The organism is Pseudomonas sp. MF09156 (genome assembly GCF_059862305.1).
Genome location: NZ_JCBCUR010000009.1, coordinates 1 through 24322, shown reverse-complemented (window position 1 = coordinate 24322; position 24322 = coordinate 1). Strand labels below are relative to the sequence as shown.

The 24322-nt window shown below is 63.4% G+C and carries 22 protein-coding genes; 9 read left to right on the top strand and 13 right to left on the bottom strand.

The window, feature by feature from the left end:
* Positions 1-536: 536 nt before the first annotated feature.
* The 9 genes from AC19YY_RS19705 to AC19YY_RS19665 form a co-directional block, all read right to left on the bottom strand.
* Positions 537-806: a DUF3325 domain-containing protein gene (locus tag AC19YY_RS19705; RefSeq protein WP_169957351.1), complete on the bottom strand. Its 270-nt coding sequence runs from the start codon at positions 804-806 to the stop codon at positions 537-539.
* Between the two features lies 1 nt (position 807).
* The gene (locus AC19YY_RS19700) at positions 808-2346 is read right to left on the bottom strand and encodes a PepSY-associated TM helix domain-containing protein (RefSeq protein ID WP_500604706.1); all 1539 of its coding nucleotides are present in this window, start codon (positions 2344-2346) and stop codon (positions 808-810) included.
* The gene (locus tag AC19YY_RS19695) at positions 2343-2630 is read right to left on the bottom strand and encodes a DUF3649 domain-containing protein (RefSeq protein ID WP_169957354.1); all 288 of its coding nucleotides are present in this window, start codon (positions 2628-2630) and stop codon (positions 2343-2345) included. The genes AC19YY_RS19700 and AC19YY_RS19695 overlap by 4 nt, the downstream gene beginning before the upstream one ends.
* 185 nt (positions 2631-2815) lie before the next feature.
* On the bottom strand, positions 2816-4156 hold the full coding sequence (locus tag AC19YY_RS19690; RefSeq protein WP_170058438.1) for a sensor histidine kinase: 1341 nt from the start codon (positions 4154-4156) through the stop codon (positions 2816-2818).
* Positions 4153-4872 carry a response regulator transcription factor gene (locus AC19YY_RS19685; protein ID WP_169957357.1) on the bottom strand — a complete coding sequence of 240 codons (720 nt, stop codon included), beginning with the start codon at positions 4870-4872 and terminating at the stop codon, positions 4153-4155. Before AC19YY_RS19685 ends, AC19YY_RS19690 begins: the two co-directional genes overlap by 4 nt.
* A gap of 127 nt (positions 4873-4999) precedes the next feature.
* Positions 5000-5821: a hypothetical protein gene (locus AC19YY_RS19680; protein WP_500604705.1), complete on the bottom strand. Its 822-nt coding sequence runs from the start codon at positions 5819-5821 to the stop codon at positions 5000-5002.
* Positions 5818-7413 (bottom strand): hypothetical protein, encoded by a 1596-nt coding sequence (locus AC19YY_RS19675; protein WP_500604704.1) that lies wholly within the window; start codon positions 7411-7413, stop codon positions 5818-5820. Before AC19YY_RS19675 ends, AC19YY_RS19680 begins: the two co-directional genes overlap by 4 nt.
* Before the next feature lie 157 nt (positions 7414-7570).
* Positions 7571-9304, bottom strand: a complete 1734-nt coding sequence (locus AC19YY_RS19670; RefSeq protein WP_169957241.1) for a DUF8225 domain-containing protein — start codon at positions 9302-9304, stop codon at positions 7571-7573.
* The gene (locus AC19YY_RS19665; protein WP_500604703.1) at positions 9301-11121 is read right to left on the bottom strand and encodes a tyrosinase family protein; all 1821 of its coding nucleotides are present in this window, start codon (positions 11119-11121) and stop codon (positions 9301-9303) included. Before AC19YY_RS19665 ends, AC19YY_RS19670 begins: the two co-directional genes overlap by 4 nt.
* Positions 11122-11282: 161 nt before the next feature.
* On the opposite strand from AC19YY_RS19665, the gene AC19YY_RS19660 reads away from it, so the two are divergent.
* Positions 11283-11750 (top strand): Lrp/AsnC ligand binding domain-containing protein, encoded by a 468-nt coding sequence (locus AC19YY_RS19660; protein ID WP_169957257.1) that lies wholly within the window; start codon positions 11283-11285, stop codon positions 11748-11750.
* 81 nt (positions 11751-11831) lie between these two features.
* On the opposite strand, the gene AC19YY_RS19655 is transcribed toward AC19YY_RS19660, so the two are convergent.
* Positions 11832-12260 (bottom strand): hypothetical protein, encoded by a 429-nt coding sequence (locus tag AC19YY_RS19655; protein ID WP_170058441.1) that lies wholly within the window; start codon positions 12258-12260, stop codon positions 11832-11834.
* Positions 12261-12383: 123 nt separating this feature from the next.
* Positions 12384-13289, bottom strand: coding sequence for a LysR substrate-binding domain-containing protein (locus tag AC19YY_RS19650; protein WP_500604702.1), 906 nt, complete (start codon positions 13287-13289; stop codon positions 12384-12386).
* Positions 13290-13496: 207 nt separating this feature from the next.
* Here AC19YY_RS19650 and AC19YY_RS19645 point away from each other — a divergent pair, with 207 nt between their 5' ends.
* From AC19YY_RS19645 to AC19YY_RS19615, 7 genes are all read left to right on the top strand, one after another.
* Complete coding sequence (locus tag AC19YY_RS19645) at positions 13497-14444, top strand: branched-chain amino acid ABC transporter permease (protein ID WP_170041592.1); 948 nt, start codon at positions 13497-13499, stop codon at positions 14442-14444.
* On the top strand, positions 14441-15541 hold the full coding sequence (locus AC19YY_RS19640) for an ABC transporter permease subunit (RefSeq protein ID WP_169957247.1): 1101 nt from the start codon (positions 14441-14443) through the stop codon (positions 15539-15541). The genes AC19YY_RS19645 and AC19YY_RS19640 overlap by 4 nt, the downstream gene beginning before the upstream one ends.
* Positions 15538-16311: an ABC transporter ATP-binding protein gene (locus tag AC19YY_RS19635; protein ID WP_099168260.1), complete on the top strand. Its 774-nt coding sequence runs from the start codon at positions 15538-15540 to the stop codon at positions 16309-16311. Before AC19YY_RS19640 ends, AC19YY_RS19635 begins: the two co-directional genes overlap by 4 nt.
* The gene (locus AC19YY_RS19630) at positions 16304-17020 is read left to right on the top strand and encodes an ABC transporter ATP-binding protein (RefSeq protein ID WP_169957249.1); all 717 of its coding nucleotides are present in this window, start codon (positions 16304-16306) and stop codon (positions 17018-17020) included. The genes AC19YY_RS19635 and AC19YY_RS19630 overlap by 8 nt, the downstream gene beginning before the upstream one ends.
* 83 nt (positions 17021-17103) lie before the next feature.
* Complete coding sequence (locus AC19YY_RS19625) at positions 17104-18243, top strand: branched-chain amino acid ABC transporter substrate-binding protein (protein ID WP_169957250.1); 1140 nt, start codon at positions 17104-17106, stop codon at positions 18241-18243.
* 135 nt (positions 18244-18378) lie between these two features.
* Positions 18379-18870 carry an L-2-amino-thiazoline-4-carboxylic acid hydrolase gene (locus AC19YY_RS19620; RefSeq protein ID WP_057438692.1) on the top strand — a complete coding sequence of 164 codons (492 nt, stop codon included), beginning with the start codon at positions 18379-18381 and terminating at the stop codon, positions 18868-18870.
* Positions 18867-20102, top strand: coding sequence for a Zn-dependent hydrolase (locus AC19YY_RS19615; protein ID WP_500604701.1), 1236 nt, complete (start codon positions 18867-18869; stop codon positions 20100-20102). The genes AC19YY_RS19620 and AC19YY_RS19615 overlap by 4 nt, the downstream gene beginning before the upstream one ends.
* On the opposite strand, the gene AC19YY_RS19610 is transcribed toward AC19YY_RS19615, so the two are convergent.
* Positions 20091-21494 carry an amidase gene (locus AC19YY_RS19610; protein WP_500604700.1) on the bottom strand — a complete coding sequence of 468 codons (1404 nt, stop codon included), beginning with the start codon at positions 21492-21494 and terminating at the stop codon, positions 20091-20093. The two genes, AC19YY_RS19615 and AC19YY_RS19610, sit on opposite strands and share 12 nt — an antisense overlap.
* Before the next feature lie 13 nt (positions 21495-21507).
* Positions 21508-22839, bottom strand: a complete 1332-nt coding sequence (locus tag AC19YY_RS19605; protein ID WP_169957254.1) for an MFS transporter — start codon at positions 22837-22839, stop codon at positions 21508-21510.
* A gap of 212 nt (positions 22840-23051) precedes the next feature.
* Between AC19YY_RS19605 and AC19YY_RS19600 the strand changes: the two genes are divergently transcribed.
* Positions 23052-24080 (top strand): LacI family DNA-binding transcriptional regulator, encoded by a 1029-nt coding sequence (locus AC19YY_RS19600; protein ID WP_500604699.1) that lies wholly within the window; start codon positions 23052-23054, stop codon positions 24078-24080.
* Positions 24081-24322 lie beyond the last annotated feature (242 nt).

Sequence of the window (24322 nt, the reverse complement as noted above, 5' to 3'; positions counted from 1 at the left end):
TTAACGAGGCGCCTTCACAAGCTAAGCGAGGCGGCCTGACAGCCGACCTGATCATCGAAGCGTACGCGTACCCCTGTAGGAGCGGGCTTGCCCGCGATGGTCGTTAACGATGACGAATGAATACCAGATACTCTGATGTGTTCTTTCGGGCGTCATCGCAGGCAAGCCAGCTCCTACAGGGGAATGCAGCTTCGCGCTCTGGCTCTGCTGTTGCCCTGGTTTTGATCTGGCTTTTGATCTTGGGTGCCCCGTCAAACCACGATGGCCGCAGGCAGGTATTGCGCAGTGGGCACCCCGGCAGGATGCCGGGGTAGCCGCGACACGGCCATGGATGGCCGATCGCGGCGGGCCCACGGAGCAATGCCTGACTGCGGGCATGCCGAGCCTAGGCGAGGCACCGAGTGGTGGGGCAAGAGCGCTTTGGTTACTTTCGCGCTTTTCGAAAGTGACCCGCCGTAAGGGCGGAACCCTAAGTGGCCATGACCGCAGCAACGGATATGTACACAAACCCACCCCCCACAAGTTTTTTTGGGTAATCAACGGGTGCTATACGGCAACAGAAACACCACGCCAAGCCCAGCCAGCGACATCAAGCCGAACCACGCCACCGGCCCCATGGCCCAGCCCCAACCCAGTACGCTGACGGCAAGACTCGCCGCCAGCATCCCCCAGCCCAGCACTCGCAGGCCACGTCGCAGCATCGGCGAGGGCAGGCGCCGCATGAGTTGCTGGTAATGGCGCTCCAACCCAAGGCACAACCCCACCATCCCCGCGCAGGCCAGTAATAACGCGACTATCAACACCATCTCAATTGACCTGCGCCACGGCGTGCTTGGCCACGCGCCGTGCGCTGCGTTCCTTGGGCGCCTGGTACAGCTTCCAGCACGGCCAGGCCAGCAGCAGGCCGAGGCCCACGGTGGTCAATTCCAGGTAGACGTAATCACCCAGGTTTTGCCCCAGCAGATTCAGGGCCGGCAGAGTGATACACAGGGCGGCGGCCAGGCCCAGTTGCTCGCGCCAGGCACTGCGCCAGGGGCGGACAATCGCGTGGCCCAGACTCAGCAGCCACACCAGGAAAAACACCCGCACCTCCCAGCCACCGCGTTGGGCCAGTTCCACCGGCAGCAAGCGGTTGGCCCACAGGAAGGCCACGCACGCCACCATCAGCCCGGCCACCACCGCCACATTCAGCCGCTCGGCGATGTGGTAGAGGAGGGCGCCGACCGCGCCTTCGCCATCGTGGCGCCGGCGGCGCTTGACGGTAAACAGCACCACGCCGGTCGCCAGCATCGCGCAACTGGCCAGGCCGCAGACAAAGTACAACCAGCGCATGGAATAGCCGCCAAACTGCGCAAAGTGCAGGCCGGCCATGACCTTTTGGGTCAGCAGGCTGGGCCGACTGACCGCCGGTTGGCGCAGGACTTCACCGCTGACCCCGTCAAACAGCATGCTCTGGCCCTTGGTCAGCTCGATGCGGTTGCCCAGCACCGGGCGCGCCTCGATCCGTGCGTCGCTGCGTCCGGGATTGTGGATCGACAAGCCGGACACCGGCCCCATGGCGCGCTCGGCCTCGGCCAGCACCGGGCCAAGCGCTGTCAGTTCGGCGGCCTCGCTGTGCTTGGGGCGTTCGCCGCGTACCTGGTGCTCGGCGGGCGCGCCACGCAGGGCGCGGAAGAGGTTGTCGCGGTCGCCGTCAAACAGCGCGTCCACCGCCGCCGGCATGTAGATCAGGTAGAAAATCACCAGCCCGGTGTAGGTAATCATCAAGTGAAAGGGCAACACCAGCACTGCGGTGGCGTTGTGCGCATCCAGCCATGAACGCTGGCCCTTGGCCGGGCGGAAGGTGAAGAATTCCTTGAAGAATTTCTTGTGGATCACGATTCCGCTGAGCAATGCCACCAGCATCGCGATTGCAGCCAGGCCGACCGTCCAGATCCCCAGGTCGCGCGGCAGGTTTAGCGTGAAGTGGAAGCGGAAGAAGAACCCGCCCCCAGCGGTTTCGCGCACGGCCAGCGGCTCGCCGGTGTGCGGGTCGAGCGCGGTGCCGCCGCCACGCCGTTGTTCGCCGGCCGATACGGTCAGGGTGTCGGAGCGTTCGCCGGGCAGGCCGATGTTCCAGGTGCGCGCCTCGGGATGCTGGCGCGCCAGATAGCCGAGGGCCTGTTGCGCAGCAGCGCTTTGCGACAGGGTGGAGGTGGGGATTTCCGGGCGCATCCAGCCGTCGATTTCCTTGTCGAACACCGCCAGGGTGCCGGTGAGGAAGATCGCAAACAGCAGCCAGCCGAACACCAGCCCGCTCCAGGTATGCAGCCAGGCCATGGCCTGGGTCAGGGTCTTGTGTTTCATCCCAGTACCTCACGCCATTGGGGCCAGAAGCCGATGGCGGCCAAGGGCAGTGCCAGGGCCATGCCGGCCCACGCGCGCCAGGCGTTGCGGCAGGCGAAGGCCCAGAGGATCGCCAGGGTGTAGATCAGGAACGAGGGCAGGCTGGCGACCACCAGGGCATCCACCTTGTCCATGGGCAACAGGCGCGCCAGGGCGGCGGTAAACGCATAGGTAAACAGGTAGCCGCCGATCAGCGCGGCGACCATCCGCGAGAGTGTCGGCCAGGCAGGGGATTTGCTTTTCATGGGGACTCATCAGAATCAGGTCAGCAACGAATATCCCCTGTAGGAGCCGGCTTGCCGGCGATCAGGCCTTTGAGCCTTGTGCTGACTTATCAGCCGCCATCGCCGGCAAGCCGGCTCCTACAGAGGGCGACCATGCATAGGGTTGGCTCGAATGCTAGTGATTCTCATATGAGAGTAAACGCAATTTACAACTTATACACTTTGAGTCGCAGATGCAGGCACAGCCCGGGCGTGGTGTTCTGTGCCCATAGCTGGCCGCCTTGCAACTGCACGATGCTGCGGGCAATCGACAGGCCCAGGCCATAACCGTCACCACCCGGGCGGGCGGCATTGAGGCGGGTGAAGGGCAGGAAGATCTGTTCCAGCTTGTCGGGCTCGATCCCCGGGCCCTGGTCCTGGATGCACAGGTGCCAGAAATCGCCCTCAAGCACACCGGTCAAGCGCACCACACCGTGTTCGGGGGAATGGCGGATGGCATTGCGCAGGATATTTTCCAGGGCCTGGGCCAGGCCATTGAGGTTGCCCAGCACCCAGACGCCTGCGGGCAGTTCGCAGGGCAGGCGTTCGCTGGGCCAGCCGCTTTCAAAGCAGGCGTCTTCGCGCAGCAGGTCCCACAAAGGCTCCATCTCGACCGCTTCCACTGGCATGGATGGGCGTTCGGTATCCAGCCAGACCAGCTCCAGGGTGCTGCCGATCAAGCGTTCCATACCTTGCACTTCGCGCTCCAGGCGCTGGCGCAGGGCGCCTGGATCAGGCTCGCGCTCACCGGCCACCCGCAGCCGGCTCAAGGGCGTGCGCAGTTCGTGGGACAAGTCCCGCAGCAAGCGCCGTTGCAGCACCACCGTGCTTTCCAGGCGCTCGGCCATATGATCGAAGGCCCGGGCCAACTCACCCAATTCATCGCGGCGCCGCGTCACCTGCGGCCCGACCCGCGAGGCCAGGTCACCGGCGCTCAGGGCATTGGCCTGGCGCCGCAGGATCACCAGCGGTGAAATCAGCACCCGGTACAACAGCACGCCAAACAACAACGCCAGGCCTGTCGGCAGCACCTGGCGCAGCAAAATGTCCCACAGGCCACGGCCCTGGCGCGGGTCCAGGTGCAGCGGCAACTCCATGACCAGGCGGGCTGCGCCGTCGCTGAACGGCATGTAAAACGTTGGCCGGCCACCAGGGCGGCCCACGGGCCAGTCGATCTGGCGCACAAAGTCCAGCTTGCGCCGTTCGACCGTGGTCAAGGCCTGGGAGGACAGCGAATGGTGGTCGTCCACCACCACCGCCCACACCTGCTCCTGGGCACGCAGGCTTTTGAGGAACTCATCGACCCCTGCCGCACCGCGCTCGCGCCAGGCCATTTCGGCCTGGCGCGCGTATTCGCCGAGGATGTAGCGGGTGGGGGCGGGCAGGCGCGCGGTGGCTTCATAGATACGCTGGCTCACATCCACTTGCAGGCTGACCACCAACAGGCACAGTACCGCCAGCAAGCCGATCAGTTTCCACAACAGCGAATGGCGGTTGGGCAGCCTCATGCTTGCAGCCGGGTCAGCATGTAGCCGGTGCTCCTGACCGTCTCCACGCGCCCGGCGGTGTAGCCGATGGCCTGCAACTTGCGCCGGATGCGGCTGACATGCATGTCCAGGCTGCGATCATGCCTGGAATAGGCACGGTGCATGACCTGTTGGTACAGAAACGCCTTGGTCAGCACCTCATCGACATGGGCCACCAGGGTTTCCAGCACCCGATACTCGGTGGTGGTCAGGTCGGCCCACTGCTCATTGAGGCTGACATCGGTGCGTTGTTCGTCGAATGTCAGTTGCGGGTCCTCATTGCGCGCCGTGCCGGGCACCTCATGTTCATAGGCCACCCGGCGCAGGATCGCGTCGATGCGCACATCCATCTCCAGCATGCTGAACGGCTTGGGCAGGTAATCGTCGGCGCCCTGGCTGAACCCGGTGATGCGGTCCTGCTCGGCACCGAGGGCCGACATCAGGATCACCGGCACCCGTTGATGCCGGCGCAGTTGCGCGAGCACCTCCAGGCCGCTGCTGCCCGGCAGCATGATATCCATCAGGATCAGGTCGAAAGGTTGGGCGCGCACCAACTCGACGATCTCGCCACCGTCCTGGCGCAACGTGACATCGAAGCCACGTTGGCCCAGGTGGCTGTCCAGGTGGGCGGCGAGCACCGGGTCATCCTCGACGGCGAGGATGCGACGCGCAGCGGGGAGCGAAGGGTGGGCGTGCATGGGAATTTCCTGCGAATGCGAATGTTTCTAAGTCGCGCATTCTGGCAAATCTCCCGCCACATTCCTATCGATTGCGGATTATTGCTGCATTTGGAGAAAACGGCCGTATGCAGGTCAATGGCGCCGCCTAACGCTGACAAGGGTCTGTCTTGTTCAACAGATTGCCCGTCGAATACCACACGCGCTGCGCTGCCGGTCCCAGATCCAGGGCCACCGGCGCATCCGCACGCCCCTCCAGCAACGTTGGGTAAACCCCGGGCTTGAGCGGCGACTCGCATACGATCGGCAACGATTGCACGGTGGTGAAATTCAAATCCACCGTAGACACCAACTGCGCCGCCGAAAACGGTGCTGGTGGCCCAGGCAGGGTAATGATTTCCTGGAAGTCCGGATCCTGGGCGATGTAGTGCGTCAAGTGCGCCTCATTGCCCCGGCCAAACAAGGTGTAGACCAGCTGTTTGGGGCGGTCGATGCCCAGGTTGAACGGCCGGTAGATCACCACCGCTTCGACCGTCACCGGCACGTTGTCAAACAACACCGGCCCCGGTGTACCGCCGCCATCATTGGAGTAGCCGTCAAAGATCGTTGCCTTGAACGTGGTCACCTCACCGGCCTTGAGCTGGGGCAGGGTGAAGGTGTCGTTATCGACATTGATCAGGTTATACGGCTTGCTCGGGTTGGCCGCGCGCAGCGCCTGGTATTTGGCCATCACGTCGGCGGGCAGGCTGGCCTGCAGGACGATCTGGTACATGTGCTTTTCCGTGGTGAACATCGGCATGTGCACCAAAAACAGGGTCTGCGAGCCGACCATGAACATGCCGTGGTTGCCCGGTGCATCGGCATCGGCGCCGTTGCTGACTGCATGCAGTTCATGGGGCGAATGGGCCAGGGCCAGGGGGGCCAGGGCCATCGATAATGCGAGCAGGAGAGTGGCGAGGGAGCGTTTCATGGTTGACCGTCCTTGAGGGTTTCGAAGGCATGCACGCGCTTGATCAGGCTTTTTTGCTTGGCCGAATCGGCGTTGTTGAACAGGAACGAAAAGTCCGAGGCCAGGCTCGGGTCGCCGGCAATCGTTGCCTTTTGATGGCAGTCATTGCAGTTCAGGCCCTGGACGTAGGTCTCCATGGTGGTATTGGCCACCGGTACGTTGCTATCGCTGATAAAGGGTCCATAGGACAGGGGCACCTTTGCGCCGGCGCCCGGCTCGGGGTCCGGCGGTGTCGGGGCGGTGATCCACAGCACATTGACCAGCTTGTAGTACTGGAACACCGACTGGCCGCTGGTCTGCTGGGCGAAGCTGGCCTGCACCGCGCCGTTGAGCGCTTGCATGTCCGAAGGCAAGGGGTGTTCGCGGGTGGTCTGCACCGGTTGGTTGCGGGGATAGGGCTCGGTGCATTCGCGATCAGGGTGGTGCTGCTTGCACTGGATACGGGCTACGTTCGGCGTGCACACGTCAGGGCCACCGCTGCAATCGGGGTTGTAGAAGGTATAGCCGTCGGGCGGTGTCTGTTGCGCCGGGTTTTGCCCCGGTTCCTGTACGTTGTCCACTTGCTCGAAGGTGGTCCAGATGAAGTTCGGTGAACTCTGGGTCTTGTTGATGATATGCAGGCCCACCAGGCCTACCACCTGTTGGGTGCATTGCAGGGTGGCGGGGTTCTTGAGCCAGGCCACGGTGGTCAGGTAGCGCCCGTAGAGCTGGGGCTTGCCGGTGAGGATGCGCCAGGCGGCCTTGAGTTCCAGGGCGCCCAATTGTTCCTGGGGCAGCGGCTTGGCCGGCATCGAACGCATCAGCTCGCCGGCCGGCAGCGACAGGCCGGCAGGGTGCTTGCCATCGCTGTTCTGTGCCACGGCCAGTTGATTGGCCGCATCGTACAACCCGTTGTCGACGATGTAGTCAAACTCGGCCTTGCCCACCTTGCGTTCGAAATACACCAGGTTGCCGGTCTGGTCCGTCAGCCAGCCACCGGCGGCCTCCATGATCGGGTCGGGAATCGACGCCAGGGTGCCGCTGGACAAGTGGAAGCGATGCTTGGCGTTGGTCGCGCTTTCCGAGGTGGCGTTCATGAATTTGCGCGCGCCTACCGACAGCGCTTTGAGGCTGCCCTCGCTGCTGCAATTGGACGGCACCAATGTCTGCACGCCCCAGCCTGTGGGCGGTCGGGCGCCGGGCAGGAATATATCGTTAGCGTCTTTAAAGCTTGCCCACACCGGCGCGGTGGTCATGGGTTGCCCGGCGACCTGGGGCACGCCAAATTGCGCCATGCTGATCTTGCGGTTCGGCTCGCCCGCGAGGGCTGCATTGGCTGGCCATCCGGGATCCACGGGCCAGTTCAGGGCAATAAACAGCTGCCAGCCAAAACAGTTCATGAAGCTCTGGCCAGTGGTGTTGAAATTGTTGACGGGTAGAAAACCGCCGCTGTTGGGGTCGAACACCAACTGCTGCTGGACGCAGGTATCGGCATCCGATGCCTGGGCCGTGGGCAGGAGAAACAGCGACAGCAGCGTGCCGGCCAGCAGCACACTTAAGCGAAATTTGTACATCATCGCGCTCCTTGCATGAAGGTGAAGCTTCTAGCCGTTCTGTAGGAGCCGGCTTGCCGGCGAAAAACCTGAGAGCACCGCTGGGCATCAGATACCCCGCGTTATCGTTGAGGATTCTCGCTGGCAAGCCAGCTCCCACAGGGGGGGGTGTTTGCCCTTAAAGGGATGGCACCAGCGCCAGCCCGGATTCCCATGGGTGGTCCGCCGCGCTGACGTTATCCGCTTCGCCCGGGTTGAGCGCGCGGACCGTCACCAGCCCCGGCGCCGCGTTTTTCGCGACGCTGATGGTCATGATGTAACCCTGGGTACCGCCCGCATTGGTCTGGCCGGGAATGGCCGAGGCATCGGGCAAAAACTTCGTGACCTGCGCGGTCACCCCGGGGTTGCTGAACTGGATCCGTGCAGTGGCGGCGGTGGTCTTGAGGTCGGCGCCTTGCACCACCAGCGCGAACTGCCCGCTGCTGCCTGGGGCCAGCCAGGCCGGCAGGTCGGTGGGCGACTGGCCGTAGAACAGGTCCAGCGGCAACAGCTGCACCGGCCAGGGTTGCAGGCCATTGACCCGGTCCTGCACGCAAGGGGACGGCGGCGCCGTGGTGCTTGGGGTGGCGGTCACACTCAGGCCCACCAGCAGTTGCTGGGCAATCACCCACACATAGTCCACGGCCTGGCCGTTGATGGTGATGTCATTGATCGAGAACCCCGCGCTTTGCGGGACCTCGAACACCGCCTGGAGGATCTGGTCGGAGCCGTTGATCGCCGATTTGGCGGTACCACGGGTGATGCGCCAGTACTGGCTCACATCCTGCCCCTGCGGGCCTTTCCAGGCACTGAAGTTGGTGGGTTGTTGCAGGTACAGGGCGATGGGGTTGGTCAGGGAAATACGGCTGCTGATGGCCGCCTCATTGGCCGCAAAGCCGATATGCGGGTCGGAGTTGCGATAGTTCTGCCCATACTGCGCGCAGCAGATCAGTGACTGGGGGTTCTGGCTGCTTTTCAGGGGCCGCATGATCGTGGCCGCTGCCGCCAGGTACACCTCGGCGCTGAGGGTGTTGGGGCCGGAGGTCAGGTGCATTGCGCCGCCGAACTGGCCGGGGGTACAGGCGGTGCCGGCGTTCCATTTGTTGACGGTGTCGTAGGCCGGCAGGCCCGTGGTCGGGTCGATCACCGGGTCACCGGCATTGCCGGTCGGGCAGTTGGCGGTATAGCGCAGGTACAGGTCTTGCAGTTGCACGTTCGGGTCGATGTAGTCGCGATACAGCCCCAGCACTGCATTCGGATCGATGCGCCACATGGCCAGGAAGTACGCCGGGTTTTCGCTGGTGAAGGTGATCTTGCGCATCTTGCCGTTGGTATCGCGCACAATCGACCACTCGCAGTATTCGTCCAGCCAGCCCCGTGGGCCGGAGGGCGAGAAATCCTTGTACTTGCCGTTCCAGTCGATACTCGGGCAACGGGTCACCGGCAGTTGTAGCAGGGTGCCTTTCTTGTCCGGGTCGTACAGGGTGTAGAGGGTGTTGTTGAGGGTGATCTGGCCGTTGTCGGTCAGTTCCATGACCTGTTGCAGGGTCATGGCCTTGCCGCCCAGTTGCGGAATCACGGCCGTGCCGTTGTTGTAGAAAAACGTCCACAGCCGGTTAGGGAAGGGTTGCCAGGTGATTGCCGGCGGGGTGACGTCGCCATAGCCCTCGACCAGCGGGTTGTAATAGCCCGAGCGCGGCGCGTCATTGAGGCCCGACCACGGGTTGCCGATGATCGCCGCTTCGGTCCAGCCGGTGACGTCGTTGTTCCAGTCGGTTTCAAATTGCGGCAACTGGTTTTCCAGGCCCAGCTTGTTGTAGTCCTTTGGTGCTTGCCCAGCGGGGGAGGTGAATTGCTTGAACGGCGTGCTCATGACAGATCTCCATGGGGTGTGGGGGTAGAAGCTGCGCAGCAACCGGCACTCGGGGGAGGGTCGGCAACGGTCTGGCGCGGGTCGTCCCACACCAGTTGGGCGATAAAGCCAGGCAGCGGCGCGTACTCTTGCGGCGCCAATACCCGGCCACTATCGAGATGGGTGACCAGCAGGCTCAACTGCACGGCGTCCGTGGGGCCCAGGTGCAACGCCGTGGCACTGCGCGCCGCATTCAGTGCGCGGCAGACGCCGTGGGTGATGCAGCGCCCCTTGTCATCCACCAGCCCCATGCCGATGCGGCTGAAGCGCCCGACGTAGTGCGGGTTATCCGCGTTGACCTGCTGGGGCGTGGCGTCGGGCTGGTTGAGGAACACGTCGATCAAATAGGTGTCATGGGTGCAGCGCACATGGTCGAACACCACCCATGGGCCGCTGGCCTGGGCCTGCTCCTGGACCGGCGCGGCACTGTGGGGGCAGCACGCACTGGCGCTGGCGCGGCGGGCGCCGAACGGCGGCGCCACCGGGGTGGCATAGTCGTAGCCGATGTGCCGGCTGTCCTGGGCCATATCGCCCAGGGTGGTGTAGCGCCAGGCATCGGCACTGGTGAACGTGACCGCGTCGGCCTGGCTGCCGGCAAACGGCTGGAGCAGGCATTGGGTGGTGTATTGCGCCGCCGGGTTGGCGCGGATCCAGACCTCCAGCACGCGGTCGATATTGGCGTGATAGGAGCAGAACAGCGGGTCAAAGGCGGTGTAGGCGTTGTCGGCCATATCGCCGCCGATCCAGCCGTGATAGTTGTCGTGGGGCTGTTCGTACAGGCCATCGAAATTCAGCGTGCGGTTGGGGTACAGCGCGTCCTTTTGCGGTGGATCAAACACGGTGATATTGGCCCAGGGATACCCCGGCACGCCCTGGGGCTGGCTGAAGGTCTTGAATTTCAAGGCGTCCACCACCTGCTGCTGGAAAATCCGGCTCATGCCGTACAGCTGGGTACGTTTGAACCGCTGTTGGTCGCCCTGGGTGTAGAACAGCGGGTTGCGCTGCACGAAGCCGCAGTCCACCCCCTCGACATTGCCCGAGGCGCAGACTTTCGAGCGGCCATCCTTGGCCGCCGCATACCGCAACGGGTTGCGCCGCACCTCGCCGCTGTGCGGGTGCACATAGGTCTCATCGAGAAAGGCCTGGGGCAGGCCGGCCTGGGGGCTGCCGTCGACACTGGCGTCCTCGGCCATCCAGTCCCAGTAGGGGATCGGATAGTCAATCAAGGCTTCCAGGTACAGCAGGTAAGCGCGATGCCACAGGGCAAAGGCTTCCTGGTAATGCAGGCACCAGTTGGTGTGGATATAGGCATAGCGCTGCCAGGGTGAGCCACTGTCCGGATTGCCGATCTGCATCACGTCGTCGAGCCGTGCGCGGTACAGGTCCAGCTGTTCCTGGCTCAATGCGCGGATGTCCTGGCGCACGCGCTTGACCGGGTGCGGCAGGTCTGGAGGCGGGATGCGCTCGGCGATATCGAACGGCGAAAAGCTGTTCAGGCGCCAGCCCTGGTTGACCCACAACCGGAAGGTTTCCAGGGCGTCGATAGGCCAGAACTGCCGGTCATCCAGGGTCAGCGGCATATTGCGCGACGCCAGGTGCTGGTAGATGGTTTCGGACCAGGTCTTGACCGAATCGGGGTCTTGCAGGAACACATCGTAGGCATTCATGCAGCGCATCCACGAGCCTGCGACGTTGGCGCGATCTGCCGCCGGGATCCAGTAAGGCGCGGTGAAAAGCCCTTGGATATCAGCGGTCCATGTCGGTTTCGCGACTATCATAAGATCCCTCTCATGCAGCCCCCATGCTGGATCTGCCGGGGCTGCTAAGCTGGATTTGATAGTAACGGGCCACTGTGCAGAGAATTGTGCAAATTGGCCCGCTTTTACGGCGGATTCATTGCAGTTTTCTCAAGGAAGAAGTGGAAATAATGACAGACGCCATGGATTTGAAAATTCTCGGCAAGTTGCAGAAAGACTGCACCCAAAGCCTGGACCTGCTCAGCGACAGCGTGGGGCTGTCCTCGACCAGTTGTTACCGGCGCATCCGGCGCCTGGAGAGCGTGGGCATCATCAAGGCGAAAGTCGCGGTGCTGGATGAAAAAAAGCTGGGGATCCAGGTCACTGCGTTCTTTTTGATCAAACTCGACAAAGACAGCAACGACATTGATCGCAAGATGCAGCACATCCTCGCCAATCACCCGGAGATCCAGGACTGCTACCTGATGACCGGAGAGTTTGATTTTGTGATGGTGGCCAAGTTTCGCGATGCCACGGAGTACACCGAATACATCTATCGGTTTCTCGACACTTACCGGGATATTCCGATTCGTACGTATTCTTCGACGTTGGTGGTGCGCACCGTGAAGAAGTCTTATGAGTTGCCGTTGCAGGGCGTGCAACATCTGTAGACGCCCATGAGACGCATCACCCTGTGGGAGCGGGCTTGCTCCCACAGGGTGATGCGTTCGCTGTAATGATTCGGTTGTCTATCAGGCCGCCACAGCCTGAAGCTGCAACCCACCCTCGACATCCTTGACCAACCCACTGGCCAGCAACAGCGGCAGCAAGCGCTTGTGCAACTGCGGCTCGACGAACTCCTTGACCGTCTCCAGCGCCAAGTCGCCACTGCCAGGCAGCTCGGCCTTGGTGTACGACAGCCAGGCCTTTTTCAGCATCTGCAGCACATCGCTGCCAGCGGTCAACGCAAAGCGCCGGTGGGCCACCTGGCCCAGGAAGTTGAAGCTGTGCTGATACTCGTAACCTTTCTCGTCACCCGCACTGGCAACACAGCGCACACAGGTGCAAGGGCCATCGCCGAAGGCCGCCTGCAGGTAGCTATTGAAATCCACCACAGGCTTGAGCGACAGGCGCTTGTCTACTTCGAACAGGTCGCCGGTCATTTTTGCGTCGTTACTCAAGGTGCGTTTCCTCGCAGGTCTACAGCTGGTTCTTCAAAGCGCGGCATCATACCCCATCTGTAGGAGCCGGCTTGCCGGCGAAAACCCTGAGAAGGCACGCCGCGGCATCGTTAACCACTGTTCCTACAGGGGGCTGTGGCCCAGGCGGCCCTTGATCCAGTCGTACAGGTTGTTGCCTTCGCTCGACAACTCGCTGTTGGCCCGGCGGCACAGGTAGTACTGGCGCCCGTCATCTGCCTGCACGTCAAACAGTTGCACCAGTTCCCCCCTGGCCACCAGCGGCGCCACCAACGGCGCACGCAACAGCGAGCAGCCCAGGCCGGTGAGGGTGGCGACCAGGGTCAACTGGCCGTCCTCCAGCAGCAGGCCATTGTGCGAGTGGGTGTGCGGCACCTGGGCTGCGTCGAACCATTGGCCCCAGGTACCACGCTCTTCGTCGTGCAGCAGTGGCAGTTCGCTGAGGGCTTGCGGCGTGGCGATGGGGCCGTGGCGCTGGAGGAACTCGCGGCTGCAGAACGGCGTGACCGCGCCGCTGATCAGTGGCTCGCTGTGATACCCCGGCCAGTGCCCGGTGCCGAAGCGAATCGACAGGTCGGCGGCATCGCTGGGGTAGCTGCGGTGGTTGGCGTAGGTGATGTTGATATCCAGCGCCGGGTTGGCGCTCAAAAACTGCGGCAGGCGCGGGATGAACAGGTGGGTCGCGAACATCGGGATCAGGCTGATGGTGACCTGGCGCGTCGCGCTTTTTTCCCGCACGTGCTCGGTGGCACTGCGCAGCACCGCGAATGCCGAGCGAATCGCCCGGTAGTACTCGCGGCCTTCGTCGGTCAACCCCAGGTTGCGGCCCTGGCGCAGGGTCAGGGGTTGTTGCAGGAAGCTTTCGAGCAAGTGCAACTGATGGCTGACAGCCGAGGGCGACACCCCCAGTTCGCGGGCGGCGGCATTCACCCCACCATGGCGGGCAAAGGCTTCGAACGTGCGCACGGCACGCAAGGGTGGATCGTTGGCTAACTGTTCTAAATTATTCATGTGTTGAATTAAATACCAAGTGAAAAGATAAATAAAGCAGCATCAGTGTGGAAAATGTGCCGCATATAGGGCGTTTGGTATTGGGTATAAACATATTCCTTTCAGATATTTGATAAAAACAGAATAAATAACTAGTGTTCCGCGCTCGGACTTTTAGTCGGTGCGCCCTGGCACCGATGTTTTCTGTGTATGGAGTTGATGGTTCTCATGGATGCGTTTATCCAGCAACTGCTCAACGGCTTGCTGTCGGGCAGTCTCTACGCCTTAGTGGCCTTGGGTTACACCATGGTCTACGGCATTTTGCGGATCATCAACTTCGCCCACGGCGATGTGTTGATGATCGGCGCGCTGGTGGGCCTGTCGGTGATCCGGGTGTTGCAGGCGGCCTGGCCGGATATGCCGCCGGTGCTGTTGCTGCTGGTGGCGGCAATGATCGCCATGGCTTTCTGTGCGGTGCTGGCGGTGGTGATCGAGCGCGTGGCCTACCGGCGCTTGCGTAACGCCCCGCGCCTGGCGCCATTGATCAGTGGTATCGGCGTGTCGTTGTTGTTGCAGACCGTGGCGATGCTGGTCTGGACCCGTAACCCGCAGATGTTCCCGCAATTGCTGCCCCTGGAGCCCATCGAAGTGCTGGCCGGCGATGCCACCCACGCCGCCGTGACCAATGCCACCGCCCTGACCACCATTGGCGTGGCCTTGAGCCTGATGGTCGGGCTGTTGCTGCTGGTCGAGCGCACGCGTTTTGGCCGGGCCATGCGCGCCGTGGCCGAGAACCCGCAAGTGGCGAGCCTGATGGGCATCAACCCCAACCGCATCATCGTCATGACCTTCGCCATCGGCGGCGCCCTGGCCGCGCTGGCGGGCATCATGATGGCCAGCAACTATGGCAGCGCGCATTTCTATATGGGCTTTTTGCCCGGCATCAAGGCGTTTACCGCGGCGGTGCTGGGCGGCATCGGCAACCTCAAGGGCGCCATGCTTGGCGGCTTGTTGCTGGGGCTGATCGAAGCCCTCGGCACCGGGTACCTGGGGGCCGCCACCAACGGCGTGTTCGGCAGCAACTACCAGGACGTGTTCGCCTTCATCGTGTTGATCGCGGTGCTGGTGTTCCGGCCCCAGGGGTTGTTGGGCGAACGACTGGCGACCCGCGCATGAGCCTGGCAACCGCTGTGAGCCCTTCGAGCAAACGCGCCAGCCTTGGGCTGTTGCTGTTCGCCCTGGCCCTGGTATTGGCCCCGTGGATTGTCGGGCATGCCGGCGGCAATACCTGGGTGCGCACCCTGGACTTTGCCCTGCTGTACATCATGTTGGCCCTGGGCCTGAACATCGTGGTGGGCTATGCCGGCCTGCTGGACATGGGCTTTATCGCGTTCTACGCGGTGGGCGCCTACCTGGCGGCCTTGCTGTCATCGCCCCATTTGTTGCAACAGTTCCCGGCCTTGCTGGCGCTGATGCCGCAGGGCATGCACACCTCGATCTGGCTGATTTTGCCGCTGGCGGCGCTGCTGGCGGCGGGGTTCGGGGTGATTCTGGGGGCGCCGACCCTGCGCCTGCGCGGCGACTACCTGGCCATCGTCACCCTGGGCTTTGGCGAAATCATCCGCATCCTGCTGCGCAACCTCGACCGCCCGGTGAACCTCACCAACGGCCCCAAGGGCATCGCCCAGGTCGATCCGGTGACGCTGCTGGGGGTCAACCTGGGGCGTACCCAGGAACTGTTCGGCCTGCGCTTGCCCTCGGTCTACCTCTATTACTACCTGTTCGCCGCACTGGTGGTGCTGATCCTGTTTGCCTGCATCCGCCTTCAGCGCTCGCGTATCGGCCGCGCCTGGATGGCGATCCGCGAGGACGAAGAGGCGGCCCAGGCCATGGGCCTGAACACCCTGCGCCTGAAGCTGCTGGCATTTGCCATCGGCGCGGCGTTCGGCGGGATCAGCGGGGCGCTGTTTGCCTCATTCCAGGGCTTTGTTTCACCCGAATCCTTCACCCTCAATGAGTCCATCGCCGTGCTGGCCATGGTGGTGCTCGGCGGCATGGGGCATATCCCCGGGGTGATTCTGGGCTGCGTGTTGCTCGCCGCCCTGCCCGAAGCGTTGCGCGCCAGTATGGGCCCCTTGCAGCAGGCGCTGTTTGGCCAAGTGCTGGTGGACCCGGAGATTATCCGCCAGCTGTTCTACGGCCTGGCGCTGATTCTGGCGATGCTGTATCGACCCGCCGGCCTCTGGCCGAGCCGCACAGGAGGTGCACCTTGAACCATCCGTTATTGCAGATCGAGAAGGTCAATAAACAGTTTGGCGGCGTGGCTGCGCTCGATGACGTGAGCTTGAGTATCGAGGCCGGGGAAATCTACGGCCTGATCGGGCCCAATGGCGCCGGCAAGACCACCTTCTTCAATGTGATGACGGGGCTGTACACCCCGGATTCCGGGCGCTTCCAGCTCGACGGCGAGGAGTACCAGCCCACGGCCGTGCACCAGGTGGCCCGTGCCGGCATTGCGCGCACGTTCCAGAACATCCGCCTGTTCAACGCCATGAGCGCCCTGGAAAACGTCATGGTCGGGCGCCACGTGCGCACCCATAACGGCGTGTGGGCGGCCTTGAGCGGGCACTCGCGCGGGCGCGAGGAAGAAGCGCAGACCCGCGCCCACGCCCACCGCCTGCTGGCCTATGTCGGCCTCGCCGGGTTTGCCCACTACCGTGCCGACAGCCTGTCCTACGGCCACCAGCGGCGCCTGGAAATTGCCCGCGCCCTGGCCACCGAACCGCGCCTGCTGGCCCTCGACGAGCCGGCCGCCGGGATGAATGCCAGCGAGAAAGTGCAACTGCGCAGCCTGCTGGAAAAAATCCGCGACGACGGCCACACCCTGTTGCTGATCGAACACGACGTGAAGCTGGTGATGGGCGTGTGCGACCGCATCAGCGTGCTGGACTACGGCCGCGTGATCGCCGTGGGCGCGCCGGCCGAAGTGCGCCGCCACCCGCAAGTGATCCAGGCCTACCTGGGAGCCGGCGCCCATGTCTGAAGCGTTGTTGCAGATTGACGGCCTGAAGGTGCGCTACGGTGCCATCGAGGCGGTCAAGTCCCTGGACCTGCATATTAATGAAGGCGAACGGGTGACGCTGATCGGCGCCAATGGCGCCGGCAAAAGCTCCAGCCTCAAGGCCCTGACCGGGTTGCTGCCGGCCGCTGCGGGGCAGATCCGCTTTGCCGGCCGCTCGATCCTCAGCCTGGCGCCCCATGAGCGCCTGACCCTGGGCATCGCCATGGTGCCCGAAGGGCGCGGCATTTTTGCGCGCATGAGCGTGCTGGAAAACCTCCAGGCCGGGGCGTTCCTGCGCCGCGACCCGCACCAGGTGAGCCTGGAAATCCGCCAATTGTTCGAGCACTTCCCACGCCTGGAAGAGCGCTTGCAGCAATCGGCCGGCCTGCTCTCCGGCGGCGAGCAGCAGATGCTCGCCCTGGCCCGTGCGCTGCTGTCCAAGCCGCGGTTGCTGGTGCTTGATGAGCCCTCCATGGGCCTGGCGCCGATCATGGTCGAAAAGCTGTTCCAGGTGATTGATGATGTGTGCCGCCAGGGCATGACCCTGCTGCTGGTGGAGCAGAATGCGCGCCTTGCGCTGCAAGTGACTGACCGCGCCTACGTGATGGACACCGGGCGCATCAGCCTCAGCGGCGCCAGCGCGCAATTGCTCGACCACCCCGAGGTGCGCAGTGCCTACCTCGGTGAATAACCCATGACAAACGCCACCGGACGCCCGGCGTGTTTCGCCCACCCCACAGGCCATGAGGGCCTGATGAGAAACAGGAAAAACTGATGAACAAGACTGCCCCCTTCAAACGCGTACTGTTGTTGAGCCTGGCCCTGAGCGGTGTGGCCCAGGCCGACCAGACGGTCCTGATCGGCCTGGCCGGGCCCCTGACCGGCCCGTCGGCGCGGATCGGCAAAGACCTGGAAAACGGTGCGCAACTGGCCATTGACCAGGCCAACGCCAAGCACCTGAAAATCAACGGCCAGGCCGTGACGTTCAAGCTGGTTTCCGAGGATGACCAGTCCGACCCACGCACCGCCGTCACCGTGGCCCAGCGCCTGGTGGACGAAGGCGTGGTCGGCGTGGTCGGCCACTGGAACACCGGCACCAGCATCCCGGCCGCGCGGGTCTACCATGACGCCGGGATTGCGCAGGTCGCACCGGTCGCCACCGGTCACGCCTACACCCAGCAAGGTTTCGACACCAGCTTCCGGATCATGGGCCATGACGATGACGGCGGCCAGGTCGCCGGCGACTACGCGCTCAAGACCCTCAAGGCGCAGCGCATCGCCGTGATCGACGACCGCACCGCGTTCGGCCAGGGCCTGGCGGACCAGTTCGTCAAATCCATCGAGGCCGGTGGCGCTAAGGTGGTTGCCCGTGAATACGTGGACGACAAGACTATCGATTTCAGTGCGGTGCTGACCAATATTCGCGGGCAGAACCCGGACCTGATCTTCTTCGGCGGCGTCGACTCCCAGGCTGCACCGCTGGCCCGACGCATCAAGCAGTTGGGGATCAAGGCGCCGTTGATGGGCGCGGGCGGCTTTGTCAGCCAGACCTTCCTGCAACTGGCACAGAACGAAGGCGAGGGCGTGATCGCCCTGGAGCCGGGCCTGGCCGTGGCGCAGATGCCGGGTGGCAAGGCCTTCGAAGAGGCCTACAAGGCGCGCTTCAAGAGCAACATCGAGCTGCACGCACCCTTCGCCTATGACGGCGTGGGCGTGCTGATCGCCGCTATCGAGCAGGCCAACTCCACCGATCCGCAGAAGTACCTGCCCGTGCTGCGCGCCATCAGCTATCCAGGCGTGACCGGGACCATAGCGTTCGATGCCCAGGGCAATCTGCAGAACCCGTCGTTCACCGTTTACCAGGTCAAGGCCAATCAATGGCAACCGGTGAGCGTGGCTGGCGGTAAAAAGTAACGCGTCAGCTCCCCATGTAGGAGCTGGCTTGCCAGCGATGCGGTGCACTCGGTGTTTCAGGTCTACCGAGGCGATACCATCGCTGGCAAGCCAGCTCCTACGGGGGGCTTCGCAGCCATTTGAATGAGGCACGCAATGAGCAAACTCGAAGGTGAACTGGGCATCCTGGCCCGCCGGCGTATCGAAGCCGAGATCATCAAGCCGATCTACGAAATCCTCGTGCGCGAGCAGGGCAAGGCCTTTGCCGCCGCGGTGATTGGCGAGGCGGTGGGCAATGCCGCGATCCAGGCCGGCAAGCATTTTGCTGCCCAGGAAGAGCAGGGCGCCGACCTCAAGAGCTTCGTTGAGCTGCAAGTGCTGTGGGAAAAAGACGACGCGCTGAAAGTCGAGATCATCGCCAGCGACGCCGAGCATTACGACTACGACGTCAAGCGTTGCCGCTACGCCGAGATGTACCACGAGATGGGCCTGGGCGAGATCGGCCACCTGTTGTCGTGCAACCGCGACGAACTGTTTATCGTCGGCTACAACCCCAATATTGAATTGACGCGCACCCAGACCATCATGGGCGGCGCGCCAAGCTGTGACTTCCGCTACCACGCCAAGCCCCGGGAGCCGCGCTCGTGAGCGCCCTGGCGCGGGTCAACGGCGAGCGTCTGTGGGACTCGCTGATGGAAATGGCGCAGATCGGCGGCACGCCCAAGGGCGGCGTGTCGCGCCTGGCCCTGACCGACGAAGACCGGCGCGGCCGCGATCTGTTCGTGGGCTGGTGCACGACGGCCGGGTGCAGCATCCGCGTGGACGCCATGGGCAACATCTTCGCCCGCCGCGCCGGCCGCCATGACCACCTGGCCCCGGTGCTGACCGGCTCCCACGGTGACTCGCAGCCAGCGGGCGGCAAGTTCGATGGCATCTACGGCGTACTCGCCGGCCTGGAAGTGCTGCGCACCTTGAACGACCTGGGCATCGAGACCGACCGGCCGATCGAGGTGGTCAACTGGACCAACGAAGAAGGCTCGCGTTTTGCCCCGGCGATGATTTCCTCGGGGGTGTATGCCGGGGTGTTCGACCTGGAATACGGCTTGTCCCGCGAAGACAAGGCCGGCGTGACCATTGGCCAGGCGCTGCAACAGATCGGCTACGCCGGCCCGCATCCGGTGGGTGGCCAGGCGGTGCATGCGGCGTATGAGCTGCATATCGAACAGGGCCCGATCCTTGAGGCCCAGGACCTGACCATCGGCGTGGTCACCGGCGCCCAGGGCCAGCGCTGGTATGAAGTCGAGCTTTGCGGGCGCAGCGCCCATGCCGGCACCACGCCCATGGATCACCGCCTGGATGCACTGCTGGGCTTTGCCCGGGTGGTGGAGGCGGTCAACCAGATCGGCCTGGCCCAAGGCGCCGAAGGGCGGGCGACGGTGGGCATGGCCAATATCTTCCCCAACTCGCGCAATGTGGTGCCGGGACGGGTGTTTTTCAGCGTCGAGTTCCGCCATCCCGATGAAGCGGTGCTGGCCGTGCAGGACCAGCAACTGCACGAAGCGGTGGCACGGATCGCCGAGGGCATTGGCTTGCAGGCCAGCGTCAAGCAGATCTTCCAGTACGCGCCGATTGCCTTCGACAAAGACTGCGTGGACGTGGTGCAGGCTGCGGCGCAGGCCCTGGGTTATAGCCATCGGCGCATGATTTCCGGGGCAGGGCATGATGCCTGCTACCTGAACCAGGTCGCGCCGACGGCGATGATCTTTGTGCCGTGCGTGGATGGCTTGAGCCATAACGAGGCGGAAGAAATCCACCCGCACTGGTCCACAGCGGGGGCGGATGTGTTGTTGCAGGCGATTCTGGCTTCGTCAGGCGAATAGGCTGAAGTCATCGGAGCTGTCTGTGCGGTGTGGCCCTTCCCCCCGCACAAACAGCCTGCTCATCACCTGCAACAGCCGATCATCCGTGCCGGCTGCGCCTATCACCTGCAACCCCACCGGCATGCCCCTCACGTGCCCCACCGGCAGGCTGATCGCGGGGAGGCCGGTGAGGTTCCAGGCACTGGTATGGCTGAGCACGGCGGCGCGTACGTCAATCTCCTGTTCGCCCACCCGCACTTCGCGCGCATTCACCTCGGTGGCGGTAATCGGCACGCTGGGCGACACCAGCAAGTCATAGTGTTCGAACAAACGCGCCATCGCCGCTTGGTACTGCGCCTGGCTTGCCTGTGCGCGAATGTATTGCCAGCCTTTGACGTCCCTCGACACCTCGAGGCGCTCGCGTACCTCCTGGTCAAACTTGTGCGGCGCATCCTGCATGCGCTCGGCATGTACCTCAAAGGCCTCGGCACGTTGCAGGGTCAGCAGGGTGTCCTTCATGCCCGGCGCCATTTTTTGCAGCGCGTCGGTGTGCTCAAGCGTGTCGCCAAACAGCTGCTGCGCCGCCTGGTACACCTGCTGATTCACGTCGGCATCCACCGGGCCGAAGCTGCCACAGGTGAGCCAGCCAACCCGCAGCGGCCGCGCAGTGGCCGCAGGCGCACACGGGCGGGCGGCGAGCACCTCGAACAGCAGGCGCGCATCTTCGACGTGATTGGCGATGGGGCCGACATGGTCGAGGCTCGAGGCCAGCGGGAACACGCCGTCCACCGGCACGCAGGCAAACGAAGGCTTGAAGCCGACCGCGCCGCACAAGGCCGAAGGGATGCGGATCGAGCCGCCGGTGTCCGTCCCCAGCGCCAGCGGTACCATGCCGCTGGCTACCGCCGCCGCACTGCCTGCGCTGGAGCCGCCCGTGATGCAACGGGCATCCCACGGGTTGCGTGCCGCGCCCTGCAACGAGCGATCGCCGGTCGGGCCGTAGGCGAATTCGTGGGTCAAGGTCTTGCCGACAATCACCGCCCCGGCCTCGCGCACACGTTGCACGCACAGCGCATCGCGCTCCGGCAGGAAACCGTCGAAATGCGCGGAGCCGTAGGTGGTGATGTAGTCAAACGTGTCGATGTTGTCTTTGACCGCTACCGGTATGCCGTGCAGCGGGCCCAGGTCCAGGCCCTGGGCCAACAGTGCGTCGGCCTTGCGCGCCTGGGCCAGGGCGACGCAGGCATCGACTTGCACGAACGCATTCAATAGCGGATTCAAACGCTCGATGCTGTCCAGGGCCGCTTGCGTCAACTCGACACTGGTCACGCTGCCGGCACGCAGGCGCGCGGCCAGCGTGACGATCGACAGGCCAAAGAAATATCCAGCGTGGGCAGGCTTCACCAGGCTCATGTAAACAACTCCATCAAACAGCGGCGGGTATAGAGGGTGCGGCGACCTGGCGACCGCCTGGGCGCACCATCAGCATGGCGCTCATGCCCAGCGCGGTGGCCACTGCGGCAGCCACGAACATCGACGAGTAGCCGTAACGAACGGTCAGGTAGCCGGTGAGCATCGGGGCGATGAACGACGCGGTGTTGGCAATAAAGTGCGTCATGCCGCTGTAGGCACCCACCCGATTGGACGGCGCAGTGTCGATCACCACGGCCCAGTACACGGAGTTGGGCAGGGCGTTGAGCGCGTTGGCCAGCGTCATCAGGGCTATCACGCCCCACACGGTCTGGGCCTGGGACACCATGATGAAGCACAAGGTGGTCAGCAGCAGGCAGGTTGCTGCCAGCCAACTGCGGGCGACTTTCAGGTTGCCGGTGCGGCGCAGCAGCAGGTCCGATATTTTGCCGCCCAGCAGTACGGTGAAGCAGGCGCCGGTCCACGGGATCATGCCCATGTACCACAGCGACGACAGGTTGTAGTGGAACTCATCCTGCAGGTACTTGGGGGTCCAGGTCAGCAGCAGGAAGGTCACGTACACAAACGAGAAGTAACCGACGGCGTTGAGCAACAGGTCCTTGTTCTTGAAGAAGTGCCAGACCGGCGCAACGCTGGTGGTGGGGGTCGATGCGTTAGCGGCTTCGGCGCGCTCTTTACGCAAAAAGTCGAGTTCGGCCTTGGACACGCGCGGGTTTTCATCCGGGGTGTTGGTGAAGCGGGTCATGAAATAGATCAGCAGCGCCAGGCTGGCCACGCCCAGCACCACGAACATGCTGCGCCAGCTGCCGGTCAGGGTTTGCAGGCCCACGGCCACCGGTGCGGTCAGCAGTGCACCCAGTGGGGTGCTCAGCAGGCCCACCGACACCACGAAACCGCGCTCCTTGGGCGTGGCCCAGTTGGCCACGCTTTTGTTGATCACGGAGTACGCCGGACCTTCGGCAAACCCGAACATCACACGGATGGTGGCGAAGCCGGCCATGGCCGAGCCACCGAGGAACGCCAGTCCGAAATCGCCGGCAAATGCCGTGGCAATCTCGAAGATCGACCACGTGGCACCGGCGATCAGCCAGATGCGCCTGGCACCAAAACGGTCGGCCAGAATGCCACCGACCAGTGCCCCCAGGATGTAGCCGTAACCGAAGTAACCCAGCACGTTGCCCCAGTCGGCCTTGTCGAAACCGTACTCGGGAAGAATGCTCGCCGAGGCATAGGCAATCGCGCCTCGGTCGATGTAGTTGAGCAATGCCATCAGCATGATCAGGAAGAAAATCTGGTAGCGGAAAGACGGGATAGCGGGGCTATTCATAGGGATCTGACTCTTCAAAATGATGGCAGAAGTCAAAAAGTCGGCCGCGTCCGGCGTATTTTTATTGTTTGCCCAAACGTTTGGGTTGGCGAAATGTAAGGCGCGGAAAATTTTTAGTCAAACGTTTGGGTAAAGATTTATCTGCGGCTGCGACACGCCCGTTCGGGTAGACTCTGCGCGCTAAATATCAGACAGTCGGAAGCCCCACCACCATGCCGAGCCCCTCTCGCCCAGCCACCTTGAAGTCCATGGCGACTGCACTTGGCGTGCATGTCTCCACGGTGTCCCGGGTACTCAATGGCGACCCGGCGGGGGTCGAGCGAGCGGCGTCGGCCGAAGTGGTGGCGCGCATTCGTGCATTGGCCAAAGAACTCGATTACCGGCCAAACACCCAGGCATCGAGCCTGAAGCTGCGCAAAAGCCAGGAAATCTGTGTGCTCATGCCAAGGCTCACTGACCTGGTGATGGCAACCATTTATGACAGCATCGACAGTGCGGCCGAGCAGGCCGGCTACCTGACGTTCGTTTCCAATACCGACGACCAGCAACCTCGCCAGATGGCGCGGGCCGAGCACGCCCTGCGCCGTTCGGTGGCGGGGTTGATCGTCGGCGACTCCCATGTGGGCGAAAGCCAGCCGCTACTCGACCTGTTGACGCGCAAGCACATCCCCTACGTGCTGGTCAGCCGGCAGATTGCCGGGCATCTGGCGGCGTGCAGCGACGATGAACTGGGCGGCTGGCTGGCGGCAGAGCACTTGTACCAGTTGGGCTGTCGCGATGTGGCGATCCTGGCGGGTGAACGGCATGCCTCCACCGGTGCGGATCGCACCCGTGGGTTTACCCGTTACTACCGTGAGCAGGGCATCATCCTGCGCCCGGAGTGGACGCTCAATGGTCCTTTTGACAGCCTCACCGGGCACCGCCAGGGCGAATACCTGTTGGGGCTCAACCCACGGCCCCAGGCGTTTTTCGCGGTCAATGACTTCCTGGCCATCGGCCTGATGGGCGCCGCACGGGACAAGGGCTTGATGCCGGGCAAGGACATTGCGGTGGTGGGCTTCAACGACATACCGCTGGCCAATGAGTTGATGGTCCCCCTGACCAGCGTGCGCCTGCCGCTGGCAGAGATGGGCCGCCATGCGGTTGAGTTGTTGCTCAAACGCATCGAGGGCGAGGCTGTCGAGTCGATCATGGTGGCGCCGCAGTTGCAGGTGCGGGCGAGTTCGTCTTTGTTGCGCTGACTGAGGGCGGGTCAGTGGCGGTCGAACATGTGGGAGCTGGCTTGCCCGCGATCGCGGCATAGGTATCTACACAGCTCTCGTCTGGGGTTGTGTACATATCCGTTGCTGCGGTAATGGCCACTTAGGGTTCCGCCCTTACGGCGGGTCACTTTCGAAAAGCGCGAAAGTAACCAAAGCGCTTTTGCCCCACCACTCGGTGCCTCGCCTAGGCTCGGCATGCCCGCAGTCAGGCATTGCTCCGT